General features: G+C 65.5%; 11 protein-coding genes. 1 reads left to right on the top strand and 10 read right to left on the bottom strand.

The annotated features are described in order from the left end of the window. Positions 1 to 3: 3 nt before the first annotated feature. The 6 genes from narI to YWC_RS0100835 all read right to left on the bottom strand — a co-directional run bounded on the left by narI (position 4) and on the right by YWC_RS0100835 (position 9,797). Positions 4 to 687, bottom strand: a complete 684-nt coding sequence (gene narI / locus YWC_RS0100860; protein ID WP_027863683.1) for a respiratory nitrate reductase subunit gamma — start codon at positions 685 to 687, stop codon at positions 4 to 6. Between the two features lie 25 nt (positions 688 to 712). Next, complete coding sequence (gene narJ, locus YWC_RS0100855) at positions 713 to 1,369, bottom strand: nitrate reductase molybdenum cofactor assembly chaperone (RefSeq protein WP_027863682.1); 657 nt, start codon at positions 1,367 to 1,369, stop codon at positions 713 to 715. Positions 1,370 to 1,435: 66 nt separating this feature from the next. Then, positions 1,436 to 2,992, bottom strand: coding sequence for a nitrate reductase subunit beta (gene narH / locus YWC_RS0100850; protein WP_027863681.1), 1,557 nt, complete (start codon positions 2,990 to 2,992; stop codon positions 1,436 to 1,438). A 26-nt stretch (positions 2,993 to 3,018) separates the two neighbouring features. Further along, positions 3,019 to 6,834, bottom strand: coding sequence for a nitrate reductase subunit alpha (locus YWC_RS27800; RefSeq protein ID WP_084416237.1), 3,816 nt, complete (start codon positions 6,832 to 6,834; stop codon positions 3,019 to 3,021). A 253-nt stretch (positions 6,835 to 7,087) separates the two neighbouring features. Further along, the gene (locus tag YWC_RS0100840; protein WP_027863680.1) at positions 7,088 to 8,476 is read right to left on the bottom strand and encodes a NarK family nitrate/nitrite MFS transporter; all 1,389 of its coding nucleotides are present in this window, start codon (positions 8,474 to 8,476) and stop codon (positions 7,088 to 7,090) included. Positions 8,477 to 8,525: 49 nt separating this feature from the next. Continuing rightward, positions 8,526 to 9,797 (bottom strand): MFS transporter, encoded by a 1,272-nt coding sequence (locus YWC_RS0100835; RefSeq protein ID WP_027863679.1) that lies wholly within the window; start codon positions 9,795 to 9,797, stop codon positions 8,526 to 8,528. Positions 9,798 to 10,011: 214 nt separating this feature from the next. On the opposite strand from YWC_RS0100835, the gene YWC_RS27795 reads away from it, so the two are divergent. Further along, on the top strand, positions 10,012 to 12,366 hold the full coding sequence (locus YWC_RS27795) for a response regulator (protein WP_051306117.1): 2,355 nt from the start codon (positions 10,012 to 10,014) through the stop codon (positions 12,364 to 12,366). A 6-nt stretch (positions 12,367 to 12,372) separates the two neighbouring features. Here YWC_RS27795 and YWC_RS0100825 read toward each other — a convergent pair whose 3' ends face one another. From YWC_RS0100825 to moaA, 4 genes are read right to left on the bottom strand one after another with little or no spacing between them, the layout of a single operon-like run. Continuing rightward, positions 12,373 to 13,059 (bottom strand): response regulator, encoded by a 687-nt coding sequence (locus YWC_RS0100825; protein ID WP_027863678.1) that lies wholly within the window; start codon positions 13,057 to 13,059, stop codon positions 12,373 to 12,375. A gap of 19 nt (positions 13,060 to 13,078) precedes the next feature. Then, positions 13,079 to 15,034, bottom strand: a complete 1,956-nt coding sequence (locus YWC_RS0100820) for a type IV pili methyl-accepting chemotaxis transducer N-terminal domain-containing protein (RefSeq protein WP_027863677.1) — start codon at positions 15,032 to 15,034, stop codon at positions 13,079 to 13,081. Positions 15,035 to 15,054: 20 nt separating this feature from the next. Then, the gene (locus tag YWC_RS0100815; protein ID WP_027863676.1) at positions 15,055 to 15,702 is read right to left on the bottom strand and encodes a carbonic anhydrase; all 648 of its coding nucleotides are present in this window, start codon (positions 15,700 to 15,702) and stop codon (positions 15,055 to 15,057) included. A 1-nt stretch (position 15,703) separates the two neighbouring features. Continuing rightward, positions 15,704 to 16,678, bottom strand: a complete 975-nt coding sequence (gene moaA, locus YWC_RS0100810; RefSeq protein ID WP_027863675.1) for a GTP 3',8-cyclase MoaA — start codon at positions 16,676 to 16,678, stop codon at positions 15,704 to 15,706. Positions 16,679 to 16,859 lie beyond the last annotated feature (181 nt).

Genomic DNA, 16,859 nt, shown 5'->3' with positions numbered 1-16,859 from the left:
TTCTCAGCGCGGGCGGACCAGCTGGAAGGCGCGGCCCAGGTAAGCCACCGCGCCGAAGCCGCTCCATACGTGCACCAGGCGAGTGAACGGGAAGATGACGAACAGCGACATTCCCATGAACAGGTGCAGCTTGAACACCAGCGGCGCATCGACGATGAAGCCGGCGGCATCGCCGCGGAAAGTGACGATGTGCTGGGCCCAGCTCATCAGGAGCACCATCATGTGGCCGTCCATGTGGCCTGCCGACACAAAGATCGAGCTCAGGCCCAGCAGCAGGGTGCCGAGAATCCACAACAGGACGATCTTGTCCTTGAAGGTGGTGGCGCGGCGCAGGCGGTCGTTGGCGATGCGGCGCGCCAGCAGCAGCACGATGCCGACCAGGCACAGGGTGCCCATGATGCCGCCGGCGACCATGGCGAACAGCTGCTTGGCGCCGTGCGGAACGCCGAGGCTGTCCCAGACCCAGACCGGGGTGAGCAGGCCGGCGGCATGGCCGAAGAACAGACCGATGATACCGATGTGGAACAGCGGGCTGCCCCAGCGCAGGCTGCCGCGGTGCAACACCTGGGTCGACTCGGACTTCCAGGTATATTGTTCGCGATCGAAGCGGATCAGGCTGCCGAGCAGGAAGATCGCCAGCGCGATGTAGGGGTAGATCCCGAAGGTGAATTGGTGCAGGTAGTTCATGATGGTCTCCTGGGCATTCCGGCGGTCAGGCGGCGGCGCGCGCCTGGCGGTGGACGCCTTGCGGGTAAAAGTTGATCGGTTGCGTGCCGTTCGCGGCCGGCTTGAGCAGCGGCTCGACGCCGTCGGCACCTGGGCCGAAGGTTTCCAGGGCTTCGTCCATGTCCTTGATCGGCGGCTCGGAGAGTTCCTCGGCCTGGACCGGCGACAGGCTTTCGAGCACGTCGAACACGCCGGCATATACGCTGCCGTTGGCATCGAGCTTGCGGCCGATGTGGGCCAGCACGTGGACCGCGTCGCCCAGCAGGCGCCCGGCGGCCTCGTCGCTATCCAGCTGCGACAGGAATTCCAGGAACAGCGGCACGTAGTCGGGCAGCTCGTCCGGGCACATCTCCAGCCCGTGCTTCTTGTACTCTTCCATCAGGTCGACCATGGCCTGGCCGCGGTCGCGCGACTCGCCATGGATGTGCTCGAACAGGTGCAGCGAGTGCGTCGGCGTGCGGTCGAAGGTCTGCACGTATTCCTGCTGCAGCGTGATCATGTCGTTCTCGGCCAGGTGCGCCAGCAGCGAGGCCACGCGGGCGCGCATCGGCACCGGCAGGCCGGCTTCGAGCTCGGGCAGGGCGGCGACCAGCTCCGGCTCGGGGTAGGTCAGCAGCGCCGACAGGATTTGGTAGTGTTGCATGTCGATTCCTCGTTTTCCTTGCCCGCCCCCGGGGGCGGGGGCGGCGGTTGGGATGCATCTAGCGCCTCAGGCGCCTTCCATCTCTTTCTTCTTGCGCGACTTCGGCATCGAGACGAAGTGCACCGAGCCCTGTTTCTTCTTGCCGAACAGGGAGGCGTCGCTGACGCCGTCCGAGCAGCCGTTGCCGAAGGAGAAGCCGCAGGATCCCTTCTCGTTGAAGCTGTCCTCGGCCATCTCCTTGTGGCTGCTCGGGATCACGAAGCGGTCCTCGTAGTTCGCGATCGCCATGATGTGGTACATGTCCTCGACCACGGCTTTCGAGAGGCCGGTCTGCTTCAGCACGGCGAGGTTCTCGACACCGTCGACCGACTTGCTGCGCATGTAGGCGCGCATCGCCAGCATGCGGTCCAGCGCATGGACCACCGGTGCTTCCTTGCCCGCGGTGAGCAGGTTGGCCAGGTAGCGCACCGGGATGCGCAGGCTCTGCGTATCCGGGATGATGCCGTTCATGCCCATCTTGCCGCTTTCGGCCGCGGCCTGGATCGGCGACAGTGGCGGGATGTACCACACCATCGGCAGCGTGCGGTATTCCGGATGCAGCGGGAAGGCGATCTTCCATTCGACCGCCATCTTGTACACCGGCGAGCGCTTGGCCGATTCGAGCCACGAATCCGGAATGCCCTGGCGGCGCGCTTCCTCGATGACCTTTGGGTCATGCGGGTCGAGGAACAGGTCGAGCTGGGCTTCGTACAGGTCCTGCTCGTCGGCTACCGAGGCGGCGGCCTCGATCTTGTCGGCGTCGTACAGCAGCACGCCCAGGTAGCGGATCCGGCCCACGCAGGTTTCCGAGCACACGGTCGGCTGGCCGGCCTCGATGCGTGGGTAGCAGAAGGTGCACTTCTCGGCCTTGCCCGACGACCAGTTGTAGTAGATCTTCTTGTACGGGCAGCCCGAGATGCACATGCGCCAGCCGCGGCACTTGTCCTGGTCGATCAGCACGATGCCGTCGTCCTCGCGCTTGTACACCGAGCCGGACGGGCAGGAGGCGACGCAGGCCGGGTTCAGGCAGTGCTCGCACAGGCGCGGGAGGTACATCATGAAGGTGTTCTCGAAGGTCGAGTACATCTCTTTCTGCACGTTGTCGAACAGCTTGTCCTTGCTGCGCTTGGCGAACTCGCCGCCCAGGTCGTCTTCCCAGTTCGGGCCCCATTCGATCTTGTCCATCTTCTTGCCGGTCAGGACCGAGACCGGACGGGCGGTCGGCGGCGTCTCCGACAGCGGCGCGTTCTGCAGGCGCTCGTAGTCGTAGGTGAAGGGCTCGTAGTACTCGTCGATCGCCGGCAGGTTCGGGTTGGCGAAGATGTTGGCCAGGATCTTCAGGCGCGAGCCCTGGCGCGGTTCGATCTTGCCCGAAGCCGTGCGCTTCCAGCCGCCGTTCCACTTGTCCTGGTTTTCCCATTCCTTCGGGTAGCCGATGCCCGGCTTGGTCTCGACGTTGTTGAACCACGCGTACTCGACGCCGTCGCGGCTGGTCCAGACGTTCTTGCAGGTCACCGAACAGGTGTGGCAGCCGATGCACTTGTCCAGGTTCAGGACCATGCCGATTTGTGCTCTGATTTTCATTTCAATTCCTCATTCATCCTGGCGCCTTAGGCATTCTTCGGTGCCGGCATCCTTGCCAGCGCGGGTTCGCGTTCTTCTTTCGGGGCCTTCGGCTGCGCTGCCGGCCTGGCTTGCGCCGGCCCCGGACCGCGCGTGATCTCGTCGCTGTTCGGACGCGATTCGTCGCGTGCGCCTTCCATCCACTCCACGTCGCGCATCTTGCGCACCACCACGAATTCGTCGCGGTTCGAGCCGACCGTGCCGTAGTAGTTGAAGCCGTACGACAGCTGGGCATAGCCGCCGATCATGTGGGTCGGCTTGGTCACCGCGCGGGTCACCGAGTTGTGGATGCCGCCGCGTTTCTTCGACATCTCCGCGCCCGGCACGTTGACGATCTTTTCCTGGGCGTGGTACATCAGCGTCATGCCTTCGGGGACGCGCTGGCTGACCACGGCGCGGGCGGTGAGCGTGCCGTTCACGTTGAACACCTCGATCCAGTCGTTGTCCTCGATGCCGGCGGCTTTCGCGTCGGTTTCCGACAGCCACACGTGCGGCCCGCCGCGCGACAGCGTCAGCATGCGCAGGTTGTCCGAGTAGGTCGAGTGGATACCCCACTTCTGGTGCGGCGTGATGAAGTTCAGCGCCAGCTCCTTGTTGCCGTTCGGGCGACGGTTCATGATCGCCTCGGTGGTCTTGGTGTTGATCGCCGCCTTGTACACGCACAGTCCCTCGCCGAAGTCGCGCATCCACAGGTGGTCCTGGAAGAACTGCTGGCGGCCGGTCAGGGTGCGGAACGGGATCAGCTCGTGCACGTTGGTATAGCAGGCGTTGTAGCTGACCTCTTCACTCTCCAGGCCCGACCAGGTCGGCGAGGAGATGATCTTGCGCGGCTGGGCCTGCACGTCACGGAAGCGGATGCTGTCGTGTTCGCGCGGTTTGGCCAGGTGCGTGTGGTCGCGTCCGGTGATCTTGGACAGCGCATCCCAGGCCTTCACGGCCACGTGGCCGTTGGTTTCCGGCGCCAGCGTGAGGATCATCTCGGCCGCATCGATCGCGGTGTCCAGGCGCGGCTGGCCCTGCGACACGCCTTCTTCCTGGACGGTGCGGTTGATGCCGCGCAGGGTCTCGACTTCGTGCCCGGTCTGCCAGCCGATGCCCTTGCCGCCGTTGCCGGCCTTCTCGAGCAGCGGTCCCACCGAGGTGAACTTCTTGTGGATGTCGCGGTAGTTGCGCTCCACGACCGTCATGGCCGGCATGGTCTTGCCGGGGACCGGTTCGCACTCGCCAAGACGCCAGTCCTTCGGATCGAAAGGCTGACCCAGTTCGCCCGGGGTGTCGTGCATCAGCGGGGTGAGCACGAGGTCCTTGCGGGTGCCGAGACGGGCGCCGCCGATCTCCGAGAACTTGGCGGCGATGCCCTTGTAGATCTCCCAGTCCGACTTCGATTCCCACAGCGGCTGCACTGCTTCGGACAGCGGGTGGATGAACGGGTGCATGTCGGAGGTGTTCAGGTCGTCCTTTTCATACCAGGTCGCGGTCGGCAGCACGATGTCGCCGTACAGGCAGGTGGTCGACATGCGGAAATCGAGCACCACCAGCAGGTCGAGCTTGCCCTCGGCGGCCGGACGCACCTTGACGTCGCGCGGCTTGATGCAGTCGGTCTCGTCGCTCAGCAAGGCGTTCTGGGTGCCGAGCAGGTACTTCAGGAAGTACTCGTGGCCCTTGCCCGAGCTGCCCAGGATGTTCGAACGCCACACGAACATATTGCGCGGGAAGTTCGCCGGATTGTCCGGATCGTCGCAGGAGAAATTCAGCTTGCCGGCCTTGATCTGTTCGACCGCGTACTGGGCCGGGTCCATGCCTGCCGCTTCAGCGGCGCGCGTCACCTCGAGCGGATTGGTCTCGAGCTGCGGCGCCGACGGCAGCCAGCCCATGCGCTCGGCCTTGGCGTTGTAGTCGATCAGGGCCATCTCTTCCATCTTGCCGTCGGCGGTAGGGCACAGGATTTCCGAGGTGTGCAGCTTCTCGTGGCGCCACTGGCTGGTGTGGGCATAGAAGAACGAGGTCGAGTTCATCTGGCGCGACGGACGGTTCCAGTCCAGCGCGAAGGCCAGCGGGGTCCAGCCGGTCTGCGGGCGCAGCTTTTCCTGGCCCACGTAGTGGGACCAGCCGCCGCCGCTCTGGCCGATGCAGCCGCACATCATCAGCATGTTGATGATGCCGCGGTAGGTCATGTCCATGTGGTACCAGTGGTTCAGCGCCGCGCCGACGATGACCATCGACTTGCCGCGGGTGCGGTCGGCGTTGTCGGCGAACTCGCGCGCCACCGTGATGACGTCCTGCGCCTTGACGCCGGTGTGCTTGACCTGCCAGGCCGGGGTATAGGGCACGTCGTCCTCATAGCCCTTGGCGGCGTTCGGGCAGATGCCGCGGTCCACGCCATAGTTCGCCATCGACAGGTCGAACACGGTCGTGACCATGGCTTCGCTGCCGTCGGCCAGGGTGATCTTCTTGACCGGCACGTTGCGCAGCAACAGGTCGTCGGCATCCTTGCCGCCGAAGTAGGGGAAGCCGACCGGCACGATGCCGTCGTTGGCGTCGATCAGCGACAGCTGGGGATCGATCGGGTTGCGCGTCGAGCCTTCCTTCTGCTCGAGGTTCCACTTGCCGGCCTCGCCCCAGCGGAAACCGATCGAGCCGCTGGGGGCGACGATCTTGCCGGTGGCCTGGTCGAGCACTAGGGTCTTCCATTCCGGGTTGTTGGTTTCGTTCAGGTTGTCGGCCAGGTGCGAGGCGCGCAGGAAGTAGTCCGGCACCAGGGTGCCGTCGCGTTCCTTGAGCATCACCAGCATCGGGAAGTCGGTGTACTGCTTGGCGTACTCGGTGAAATAGGCCGATTTGCCGGTGGCGTGGTATTCCTTCATGATGACGTGGCCCATGGCCATCGCCAGCGCGGCGTCGGTGCCCTGCTTGGGGGCGAGCCAGATGTCGCCGAACTTGGCCATCTCGCCGAAGTCGGAAGACACGGCCACGGTCTTGGTGCCCTTGTAGCGCACTTCGGTGTAGAAGTGGGCGTCCGGGGTACGGGTCATCGGCACGTTCGAGCCCCACACCATCAGGTAGGTCGAGTTGTACCAGTCGGCCGATTCCGGCACGTCGGTCTGCTCGCCCCACACCTGCGGGCTGGCCGGCGGCAGGTCGCAGTACCAGTCGTAGAAGCTCATGGCCACGCCGCCGATCAGGCTCAGGTAGCGGGTGCCGGCGGCATAGCTGACCATCGACATGGCGGGAATCGGCGAGAAGCCGATGATGCGGTCCGGACCATACTTGTCGATCGTATGGGCATTCGCGGCGGCGATCATCTCGTTGACTTCGTCCCACTTGGCGCGCACGAAGCCGCCCTGGCCGCGAATCGACTTGTAGCTGGCGGAGCGCTCCGGATCCTGGGTGATCCACTCCCATGCACCGATCGGGTCGCGGGTGAGGCGCGCCTCGCGCCACATCTGCATCAGGCGGCCGCGCACCATCGGGTGCTTGACGCGCTGCGCCGAATAGACGTACCACGAGTAGCTGGCGCCGCGCGGGCAGCCGCGCGGCTCGTGGTTCGGCAGGTCCGGGCGGGTGCGCGGGTAGTCGGTCTGCTGGGTTTCCCAGGTGATCAGGCCGTTCTTGACATACACCTTCCAGCTGCAGGAACCGGTGCAGTTCACGCCATGGGTCGAACGCACGATCTTGTCGTGCTGCCAGCGCTGGCGGTAGGCGTTTTCCCAGGTGCGGTCTTCGATGACCACCTCACCGTGGCCGTTCGAGAACGTTTGCTTGGCTTTGCCGAAAAATTTCAGTCGGTCCAGAAAGTGACTCATGGTTTCTCCATCGACGCGCCGGCGGCGCGCTTCGCTAATGTGATTTCACTGTTGCCAGTCTACGGAGCGGCTTGTCCGTTGAGTATTCGTAAGAAGTCGGTCCGGCGCCGGATTTGGGACTAGTGCGCCTACACCTTTCGAACTAGCCCCGCGGTGCTCCGAGAGCACGAAGGCCGCTGCCTGAAGCCTCAGGCAGCGGCCTTCGCCGCAGCGCGCCGGTCAGCCCGGCACGCCACTCCCGCCGGTCGTGCGATCAGCAGGGCATTTCCGCGCCCTTGCGCGAGTAGAACCACCAGGTCACGGCAATGCAGCTCATGTAGAAGCCGATGAAGCACCACAGGGCGGCGTCGGCGCTGCCGGTCAGGGCGATCGAGGTGCCGTAGCTCTTCGGGATGAAGAAGGCGCCGTAGGCGGCGATGGCCGAGGTGAACCCGAGGACCGCGGCAGCCTCCTTGTTGGCGCTGGCGACGGCCTGGGCTTGCACGGCTTCCGGCTGGCCGGCAGCAGCGCGCTGGTGCAGGCTCAGGAAGATCACCGGGATCATGCGGAAGGTCGAGGCGTTGCCCACGCCGGTGCAGGCGAACAGCACCAGGAACATGCCGAAGAAGCCGGCGAAGCTGCCGGGATTGCCGCCGCCGGGCAGGAAGTGCAGCACGCCGAGCACGGCGCCGATCATGGCGACGAAGGTCCAGACGGTCACGCGGGCGCCGCCAAGCTTGTCCGAGATCCAGCCGCCAGCCACGCGGGACAGGGCGCTGACCAGGGGGCCGACGAAGGCGTACTGCAGCGGATTCACGTCCGGGAACAGGGTGCTGGTGAGCAGCGGGAAGGCTGCCGAGTAGCCGATGAACGAACCGAAGGTGCCGATGTAAAGCCAGCACATCAGCCAGTTATGCTTGCGCTTGAAGATCACGGCCTGCTCCGAGAACGAGGCCTTGGCCGAGGCCAGGTCGTTCATGCCGAACCATGCGGCCAGGGCGCTCAGGAGAATGAAGGGCACCCAGATGAAGCCGGCGTTCTGCAGCCAGACCTGCTTGGTTTGGGCGGCTCCTTCCACGACCTTGCTCCAGGTCTGCGGCTCGCCGCCGAACACGGCGGCGGTGATCACCAGCGGCACCACGAACTGCACCGCCGACACGCCCAGGTTGCCCAGGCCGGCATTCATGCCCAGGGCGTAGCCCTTCTGCGCCTTCGGGAAGAAGAAGCTGATGTTGGACATCGACGAGGCGAAGTTGCCGCCGCCAAAGCCGCACAGCAGGGACAGTACCAGCATGGTCGGGTAGCTGGTGGTCGGGTCCTGGACGGCGAAACCGATGCCCAGCGCCGGGATCATCAGCGAGGCCGTCGAGATCGCAGTCCATTTGCGGCCACCGAAGATCGGCACCATGAACGAGTAGAAGATGCGCAGGGTCGCGCCGGACAGGCCCGGCACCGCGGCCAGCCAGAACAGCTGGTTGGTGCTGTACTTGAAGCCGATCGCCGGCAGGTTGACGACGACGACGCTCCAGACCATCCAGATTGCGAAGGCCAGCATCAGGGCCGGGATCGAGATCCAGAGGTTGCGGCTGGCGGTGGCCTTGCCGCGGTGTTGCCAGAAGGCGGGGACCTCGGGCTCCCAGGTCGATATCAGGTAGCTGCTCACAATGTTCTCCTGTGTGCGTTTTTAATTGGTTGATGAAAGGTGGGTAGGATCAGGCTGCCCTGCGTACCGGGGCGGCCGGCGCCTTGGGCGCAATTGCCGCCGGCTGGGTGCGCTCGGGTTTGAACGAGAAGTGCATCCAGACCAGCGAGACGCAGACGGTGCCGTAGAGCAGCATGAACGAGCTCGAGCGGATGCCGGTCAGGTCGACGATGGCGCCGAACAGGATCGGCAGGATGAAGCCGCCCAGGCCGCCGGCCAGGCCGACCACGCCCGAGACCGCGCCGATGTTGTCGCTGAAGTCGTCGGCAATGAAGCGGAACACCGAGGCCTTGCCGATCGCCATGGCCACGCCGACCACGAACAGCAGGGCGGTGAAGGCGATCGGGCCGAGGCCGATCTGCATGTCCATGACGCCCTCGACGGTCTTGACACTCATGGTGGTCTGCGGATACGACAGGATGAAGAAGCACACCCAGCAGACCCACATCACCCACCAGGTGACCTTGTAGGCGCCGTACTTGTCCGAGATCCAGCCGCCCAGCGCGCGCAGCACGCCGCCCGGCAGCGAGAAGCAGGCGGCCAGCAGCGCGGCCAGCTTCAGGTCGAAGCCGTATTCGCCGACGTAGTACTTGGTCATCCACAGGGCCAGGGCCACGTAGCCGCCGAACACGACCGAGTAGTACTGGCAGTAGCGCCACACCCGTGGGTCCTTCAGCACGCGCATCTGCTGGGCGAACGATTCACCGGAGGGCGTCTTGTGCGCCGGGTCGGAATACGAGAAGAACCAGAACAGCAGGGCGGTGGCGACCATCGCCCCGGCATACACCTTGGGCAGGTACTGCCAGCCGGCCGCGGCGATGATGGCCGGTGCCACGAACTTGGTCAGGGCCGAGCCCGAATTGCCGGCGCCGAACACGCCCATGGCGAAACCGCGGCGTTCCTTGCCGAACCAGCGGGCGACATAGGGCGTGCCGACCGAGAACGAGCCGCCGGCCAGGCCGACGAACAGGCCCAGCACCAGGAAGTGCCAGTAGGCGGTCGCGTAGCTGATCAGGTAGATCGGCAGCGCGCAGGCCAGCATCAGGATGAAGAAGACGATGCGGCCGCCGAAGCGGTCGGTCCAGATGCCGAGCGGGACGCGGGACAGCGCGCCGCTCAGCACCGGGGTGGCGATCAGGAGGCCGAACTCGGTCTCGTTCAGGCCCAGCTTGGCCTTGATGGGGATGCCCAGGACGGCGAACATCATCCATATGGCAAAACAGATCGTGAATGCAAAGGTACTGCTGACGAGGACCGCGACCGGTCGTTTATCAGTGCTCATGTTTTTCTCCTGAAACGCACTTTTCGATAGTTCAAAGCCTACGTGGAAGCGGCATGCCCAACTATTGGCCGGAGGGCGATATTCATTTGGGCAAGAGAGCTAGTGCGGCTAGTCACAAATAGCTAGCAGCCCCAGGCGGGGGGGGGTCGTGATTCGTCCACCTTGAGCCGGCGCAAGCGTGTAGGATGGCGACATTTCCACGAAGCCCAACGCCATGCAGAACCCATTGAGCCTGGAACAACTGAGCAGCATCATCGATATTGCCGAGAACGCCGTCGTCTGTACCGACGAGGCGCAGCGCATCGTGTTCTTCAACCAGGGCGCACAACGGGTGTTCGGCTGGGCCGCCGAGGAAGTGGTCGGCCAGAACCTGGAACTCCTGATTCCCGCGCGTTTCCGCCCGGGACACGGCGAGCGCGTCGCCGGTTTTCGCCATGGAGAGCGGCCGGCGCGGCGGATGGGCGAACGCGGCACCATCTATGCGGTCCGCAAGGACGGCAGCGAGTTTCCGGCCGAGGCCACGATCTCGAAATCCGAGGCGGATGGGCGCGTCATCCTGACCGCGATCCTGCAGGACATCTCCGAGCGCAAGGCCTACGAGCGCGAACTGGAAATGGCCAAGGACAGGGCGGAGGCCGCGATGCAGGCCAAGAGCATGTTCCTGGCCAATATGAGCCACGAAATCCGCACGCCGCTGAACGCCGTCATCGGCATGACCAGCCTGCTCCTGCACACCGACATCAACGAGGAACAGCGCGATTACACGGAAACCATCCGTTCCAGCAGCGAAGCGCTGCTCTCGATCATCAACGACCTGCTCGACTACTCGAAACTGGAGGTAGGGCGGCTCGACCTCGAACGCCATGCCTTCGAGGTGCGGCGCTGCGTCGAGGACGCGCTCGACCTGCTGGCGCCGGCCGCCAGCGAAAAGAATCTCGACCTGGCCTACATGCTCGAGCCGGGAGTGCCGGCGACGATCCTGGCCGACGCCACCCGCCTGCGCCAGATCCTGGTGAACCTGCTGTCGAATGCGATCAAGTTCACCCACCATGGCGAAGTCGTGGTCACGGTCTCGTCCGTCGTGCGCGAGGGCGGCGCCTGCCGGCTCGCCTTTGCCGTGCGCGATACCGGGATCGGTATCCCGGCGCATCGCCTCGAGGACGTCTTCACCTCGTTCACCCAGGTGGACGCCTCGACCACGCGCAAGTACGGCGGCACCGGACTGGGATTGACGATCAGCAGGCGCCTGGCCGAGATGATGGGCGGCGACCTGAGCGTGGAGAGCGAAGTGGGGCGCGGCTCGACCTTTACCTTTGCCATCGAAGCCGAGGCCTTTGACGAGCAACTGGCCGAGAACGTCCTGCGCGACCGCGCCACGCACGTGCGCGGGCGGCGCATCCTGATCGTCGACGACAACGCGACCAACCGGCGCATCCTGATGAAACAGACATTGCTTTGGGGAATGGAGCCGCTGGCGGCGGCCTCCAGCGTCGAGGCGGTCGACCTGGTTCGCGACGGTCATCCTTTCGACGTCGCCATCCTCGACATGCAGATGCCCGACATGGACGGCGCCCGCCTCGCGCTCGAGCTGCGCAAGCACCGCGACCGCAAGGCGCTGCCGCTGGTGTTGCTGACCTCGGTCGGCCAGCGTCCGCGCGCCGATACCGATACCGATGCCGACGACGAGGCCATGGGCGCGTTCTCGGCCTGGCTCAACAAGCCGATCAAGCCGGCCGCCCTGCTCGAGGCCTTGCAGCAGGTACTCGGCGAACGTGGCGGCCGCGCAGAGCGGGCCCCGCTGGCGCCGGCGCTGGCGCCGCAGGCCGGCGCGGAAGTGGACATCCTGGTTGCGGAGGACAATACGATCAACCAGAAGGTCATCAAGCAGTTGCTGCGCCACCTCGGCTACCGGGGCGACGTGGTGGCCAACGGCCTGGAAGCGCTCGAGGCGCTCGACCGCCAGGAGTACCCGGTGATCCTGATGGACATGCAGATGCCGGAGATGGACGGCCTGGAAGCGACGCGCCGGCTGCGCCAGCGCTTCCGCGGAGCCAATGCGCCCTACATCATCGCGATGACGGCCAACGCCATGCCGGGCGACCGCGAACGCTGCCTGGACGCGGGAATGAACGACTACGTGCCCAAGCCGATCGAGCTCGAGGTGCTGGACGGGGCGCTGGCGGCGGCGGTCGAGCACGTGACGGCACGCCGGCGCGACGGTGCGGTCATCAATGCCTCACGGATCGACCAGTTGCGCGCCATCGATGACGGCGCCTCGCTGCTCGATGAAGTGATCGGGTCGTTCGTCGGCGAGGTCCCCCAACTGCTGGACAAGCTGGCCCATGCGGTAGAGACGCGGGACGGTCCCTTGCTCGCATCGACCGCGCACTATTTGCAGTCGAGTATAGACTTCGTCGGCGCCAACCGCATGCGGGTGCCATGCATCAATCTCGAGCTGATGGGCAAGGGCGAGCATTTCGAGGACGCCGGCGCGCAACTCGGGGAGCTCAGGCGCACCTATGAAGAAGCAAGTTCGGCATTGCTGGCGCTGTCCGGCCGGGCCGGCTGAGATGGCTCAGGACTGGCGCTCGGAATGGCCGCTCAGTCCCTGCTCGACGGCGAACACCGCAGCCTGGACCCGGCTGGACAGGCCCAGTTTCTTGAGGATGTTCTGGACGTGGATCTTGACCGTGCTTTCGGCCAGGTCGAGCACGCGGGCAATCAGCTTGTTGCTTTCGCCGCGCGCCAGGCAGGCAAGAATTTCGCGTTCGCGCGGCGTGAGCTTGTCGAGTTCGGACGGCGGGGCCGGGGCCCTGGGTTCGCGCTGCTTCTGCAGCTGCGCCATCAGCTTGCCGGTCATGGATTCGGCCAGCACCGATTCGCCGGCGGCGGCGCGTTCGATCGCGCGCACCAGGTAGTCGGCGTCGATGTTCTTGATCAGGTAGCCGCGCGCCCCGCCCTGGAGCGCGGTCGCGAGGTCTTCCGCCTCCTCGGAGACGGTCAGCATGATCACGACGGCCTCGGGCCAGCCCTGCAGGATCAACTGCAGCGTTTCGACCCCGGACATGCCCGGCATGTGCAGGTCGAGCAGGATCACGTCGGGCTTGAACTGCATCGCCCGCTTGACCCCGTCGATGCCGTCGGATGCCTCGCCGACCACGGCGAAACGCGGGTTGCGCTGGAGTAAAGAACGCACCCCGCTGCGGAACAGGGGATGGTCGTCGACCAGCAGGACTTGAATTGGCTCGCTTGATTCGGCCATGCAATTACTCCAATTTTAGTCAGGCAAGCCGGCGCTGCGCACTAGGCACATGCAGGCTGACAGTTGTTCCGGCGCCGGGCCTGGATTCGATGGCCAGGTCGGCGTGGATGTGCCGGGCCCGCTCGTGCATGATGTGCAGGCCCACGTGCTCGCCGGCTGCGTCGGATGCGACGGATGAGTCGAATCCGACGCCATTATCGCTGATCGAGAGCGAAAAGTCTTGGCCGTCCCGGACACGGACCAGCACGCTGTCGGCGCGGGCATGCTTGCGGATGTTCGACAGGGCTTCCTGCACGATGAACAGGATCTGCAACTGCTCCTCGCGCGCGAACGGCGGACCGCCGCTGCCCTCGGCGACGAAGCTGGCCTCGTGCCCGGTCTGGTCGCGGAATTTTCGCACCGCCTTGCGCAAGGCGCCATTCAAGTCCTCTTCTTCCAGGCGGCTGCGGAAGTTCTGCAGCAGTTCGCGCACATCCTCGTAGCTTTCCTTGACGCCGGCACGCAGCGCCGGCACGATCTCGGCGGCCTCCTGCTGCTGGCCGTTGCGCAGCGACGCCTCCAGCATCTGCACCTGCAGGTTCAGGAAATTCAAGCCCTGGGCGATGCTGTCGTGCAAACCACGGGCCACCATGTTGCGTTCTTCCGAAATCGCCATCTCGCGTTCGCGGGCGGCCAGGCGGATGTTCTCGATCGCCGTGCCCAGCAGCCGTCCCAGGGTGTCGAGCAGGGCGGTGCCGTGTGCGTCGAAGTGTCGTTCGCTGCGGAAATGCAGGCTGAACACGCCAAGGTGCTGGTCTTGCGCGAAGATCTGGAACACCGACACGGTGACGAAGCCTTCCGCCGCGCACTGGGAGACGGCCGGCGCGGTGGGCAGCGGCGCCAGGCTCCCCAGCCAGTGCACCACCGCTTCCTTGCGTTGCGCGGCCTCCCCGCACAGGCAGTCGCCCACCGGCATGCAGCGCTCGGCCTGGGCCATCGCCTCGGACAAGCCTTGCTGGACCACCAGGTGCACCTTGTCGCTGCCGCTGTCGACCAGCCGCACGGAGCCGGCGTCCGCCCCGAAATAGCGAACGATCCGCTCCAGGAAACCTTCGCACATCGGTTCCAGCGGCTGGCGCCGCTGCAGGAAGGCGGCGCTGTCGTAGAGCAGCGCCAGTTCGCGGTTCTGTTCTTCCAGCGCGGCGGTCTTGTCGCGGACCTTGCGTTCCAGCTCGCCGTAGAACTGCTGCAGGCGGTCGGCCATCTGGTTGAAGCCGGCCGCCAGTTGGCCGAACTCGTCCTTGCCGTCGACGTCCAGGCGCACGCCGAACTCGGTATCGGCCATGCTGCGCAGGCCGGCGTGCAGGCGTTCGACGGGGGCCACGATCAGACTGAACATCATGTAGACCAGCACCACCGTGCCGCCCACCGCCAGCGCCATCAAGGCCAGCTGCGAGGAGCGAAGCCAGAACGTGCGCACCTCGTTATCGCGTTCGATCAGTTGCACGACTTCGTCGATCCCGGCGACGTAGGCATCGGTCCCGGCCAGGAAACGGCGCAGCACCGTGAGCCGGTCAGCGCCCTGCGCGGCAAGCACCTGCTGCGCCAGCGGGCGCATGTCGCGGTGCCAGCGCTGCGCCAGCAGGTCGAAGCTGGTGCGCACGGCCGTCGTCGGGGGCAGCCCGAGCGGGCGCTGCGGGTCGCCGCGCGCGATCAGTACCAGGGTGGAATCGATCAATGCGATCTGGCGGCGTGCGGCCTGGTCGAAGCCGGCACCCGGGGTATGGACCTCGCGCCCGAGCAACATCGCCAGGCGGTATTCGTGCCTGCGCAGGCTACCGGTCTCGTTGATCGCCGCACCGGCGCCTTCCAGTTGCCAGGACAGCCACAAGGTTGCGCCGATCGCCGCCAGGGCCAGCAGCAGGAAGCCCACCAGCGCGCCGGCGATGCGGGTCGACAGGCGCAGCCGGACAGGAATCGGTGGATAGTCGCGCATGCCGGAGCTCGTCGGTGCGCTCATGCCGCGGCGGCGAGCGGCTCGACCAGATTCAGGAACTCTTGCTTGCGCGGGGAATAGGCCTGCAGAGAACCGGTCGCGATGTCGAAATACCAGCCGTGCAGGGCGAGCTTGCCGGCTTCCACGCGGCGCTTGATCCAGGGATAGGTCATGAGGTTATCCAGCGAGTGCAGGATGCTGGCCAGTTCGGCCGCGCGGCAGCGGCTGTCCTCGTGTTTGTGCGACAGTTCACGCAGGACTTCCTGGCGTACCGGTTCGGCGATGCGCATCCAGCGCGCCACGAAATCGGTCTCCTCGGTGACCCTGGCCTGCGACATCAGGGCGCGGATGCCGCCGCAGCGGGCATGGCCGAGCACGATGATGCGCGAGACCTCGAGGCCGCAAACGGCGAACTCGATGGCGGAACTGACGCCGGGCGGCGCGTCGGGCGTGCAGGGCGGCACCAGGTTGGCGATATTGCGCACAACAAACATGTCGCCCGGATCGCTGCCGGTCAACAGCGCCGGGTCGACCCGCGAGTCGCAGCAGCCGATCACCAGCGTGCCCGGATGCTGCCCGCTGCGCAGGCTGTCCAGGGCAGTCGGCTCGCTCAGGTACTGTTGCTGGAAGCGGCCGAAGCCGCGGATGAATTTCTCGATGTCCTGCATGTCAGCCTCCGGTCTGGGCCATGAAGCGGATGATCTTCTCGGGCCGCTCGGTGAATTCGTGTTTCTGGGGCTTGAGTTCGATGGCCGTGCGGATCGCCGCCTCGAGTTCGGCGTCACTGGCGCCGCCGCGCAGCAGCGGGCGGAACTCGAACTTCTGTTCCTGGCCCAGGCACAGGTACAGTGTGCCGTCCACGGCCAGCCTGACCCGGTTGCAGGTCGCGCAGAAGTGCTGCGACATCGGCGTGATGAACCCGATGCTGGTACGGCCATCGCGGGTGGCGAGGTAGCGCGCCGGCCCGCCGCCCAGTTCGACGGCTTGGGGCACCAGATCGTAGCGCTCCTGCAGGCGGGCGCGGATCGGCTGCAGGTCGAGATAGGACGTGTTGCGGCCGGTAGCGCCCATCGGCATCACCTCGATCAGGCGCAGCACGAAGCCGTGTTCGATGCAGAATTCCGCCATGCGATCGATTTCGCCTTCGTTCACGCCACGCATGGCCACCATGTTGATCTTGATCGGCTCGAACCCCGCTTCCTTGCCGGCCATGATGCCGTCCATGATCTGGGCATGGCTGTCGCGTCCGGTGATCGCCCGCATGCAGGCGCGGTCGAGCGTATCGAGGCTGACGTTGATGCGGCTGACGCCGGCCGCGCGCAAGTCGCCTGCATGGCGTCGCAACTGGGTGGCGTTGGTCGACATCGACAGGTCGTCGATGCCGTCGATGGCGGAGATGCGCGCGGCCAGCGCGCTGACGTGACGGCGCAGCAAGGGTTCGCCGCCGGTGAGACGCACGCGCCGCGTGCCGAGGCGGGCAAACGCGCCCAGCAGGCGCTCGATCTCGTCGAAGCTGAGCCAGTCGGCGGGTTCTTCGAAGCCCTTGAATCCGGTCGGGATGCAATAGGTGCAACGCAGGTCGCAGCGATCCGTCACCGACAGGCGCAGGTACTCGATCGTCCGACCAAATCGGTCTTGCAACATGCCATGCTCCAGTCATCATGAATGTCCTCATTGTATGGGGCTCGGGCGGGCGCGACAGTCGGCATGACGGAGGAAGGGAAGTAGTCACTTCGGCCTATTCGCAGACCACGATGGGGGCCGATACACTGCTGATGTTACGCATGGGCAATATATCCTGCCTTGTCCCGGCGCCCCTCCTGAG

The sequence above is a fragment of the Massilia alkalitolerans DSM 17462 genome (genome assembly GCF_000427785.1).
Classification (GTDB): Bacteria; Pseudomonadota; Gammaproteobacteria; order Burkholderiales; family Burkholderiaceae_D; genus Telluria; species Telluria alkalitolerans.
The sequence above is the reverse complement of the archived record's forward strand: the minus strand, read 5'-3'. Positions and strand labels throughout refer to the sequence as shown.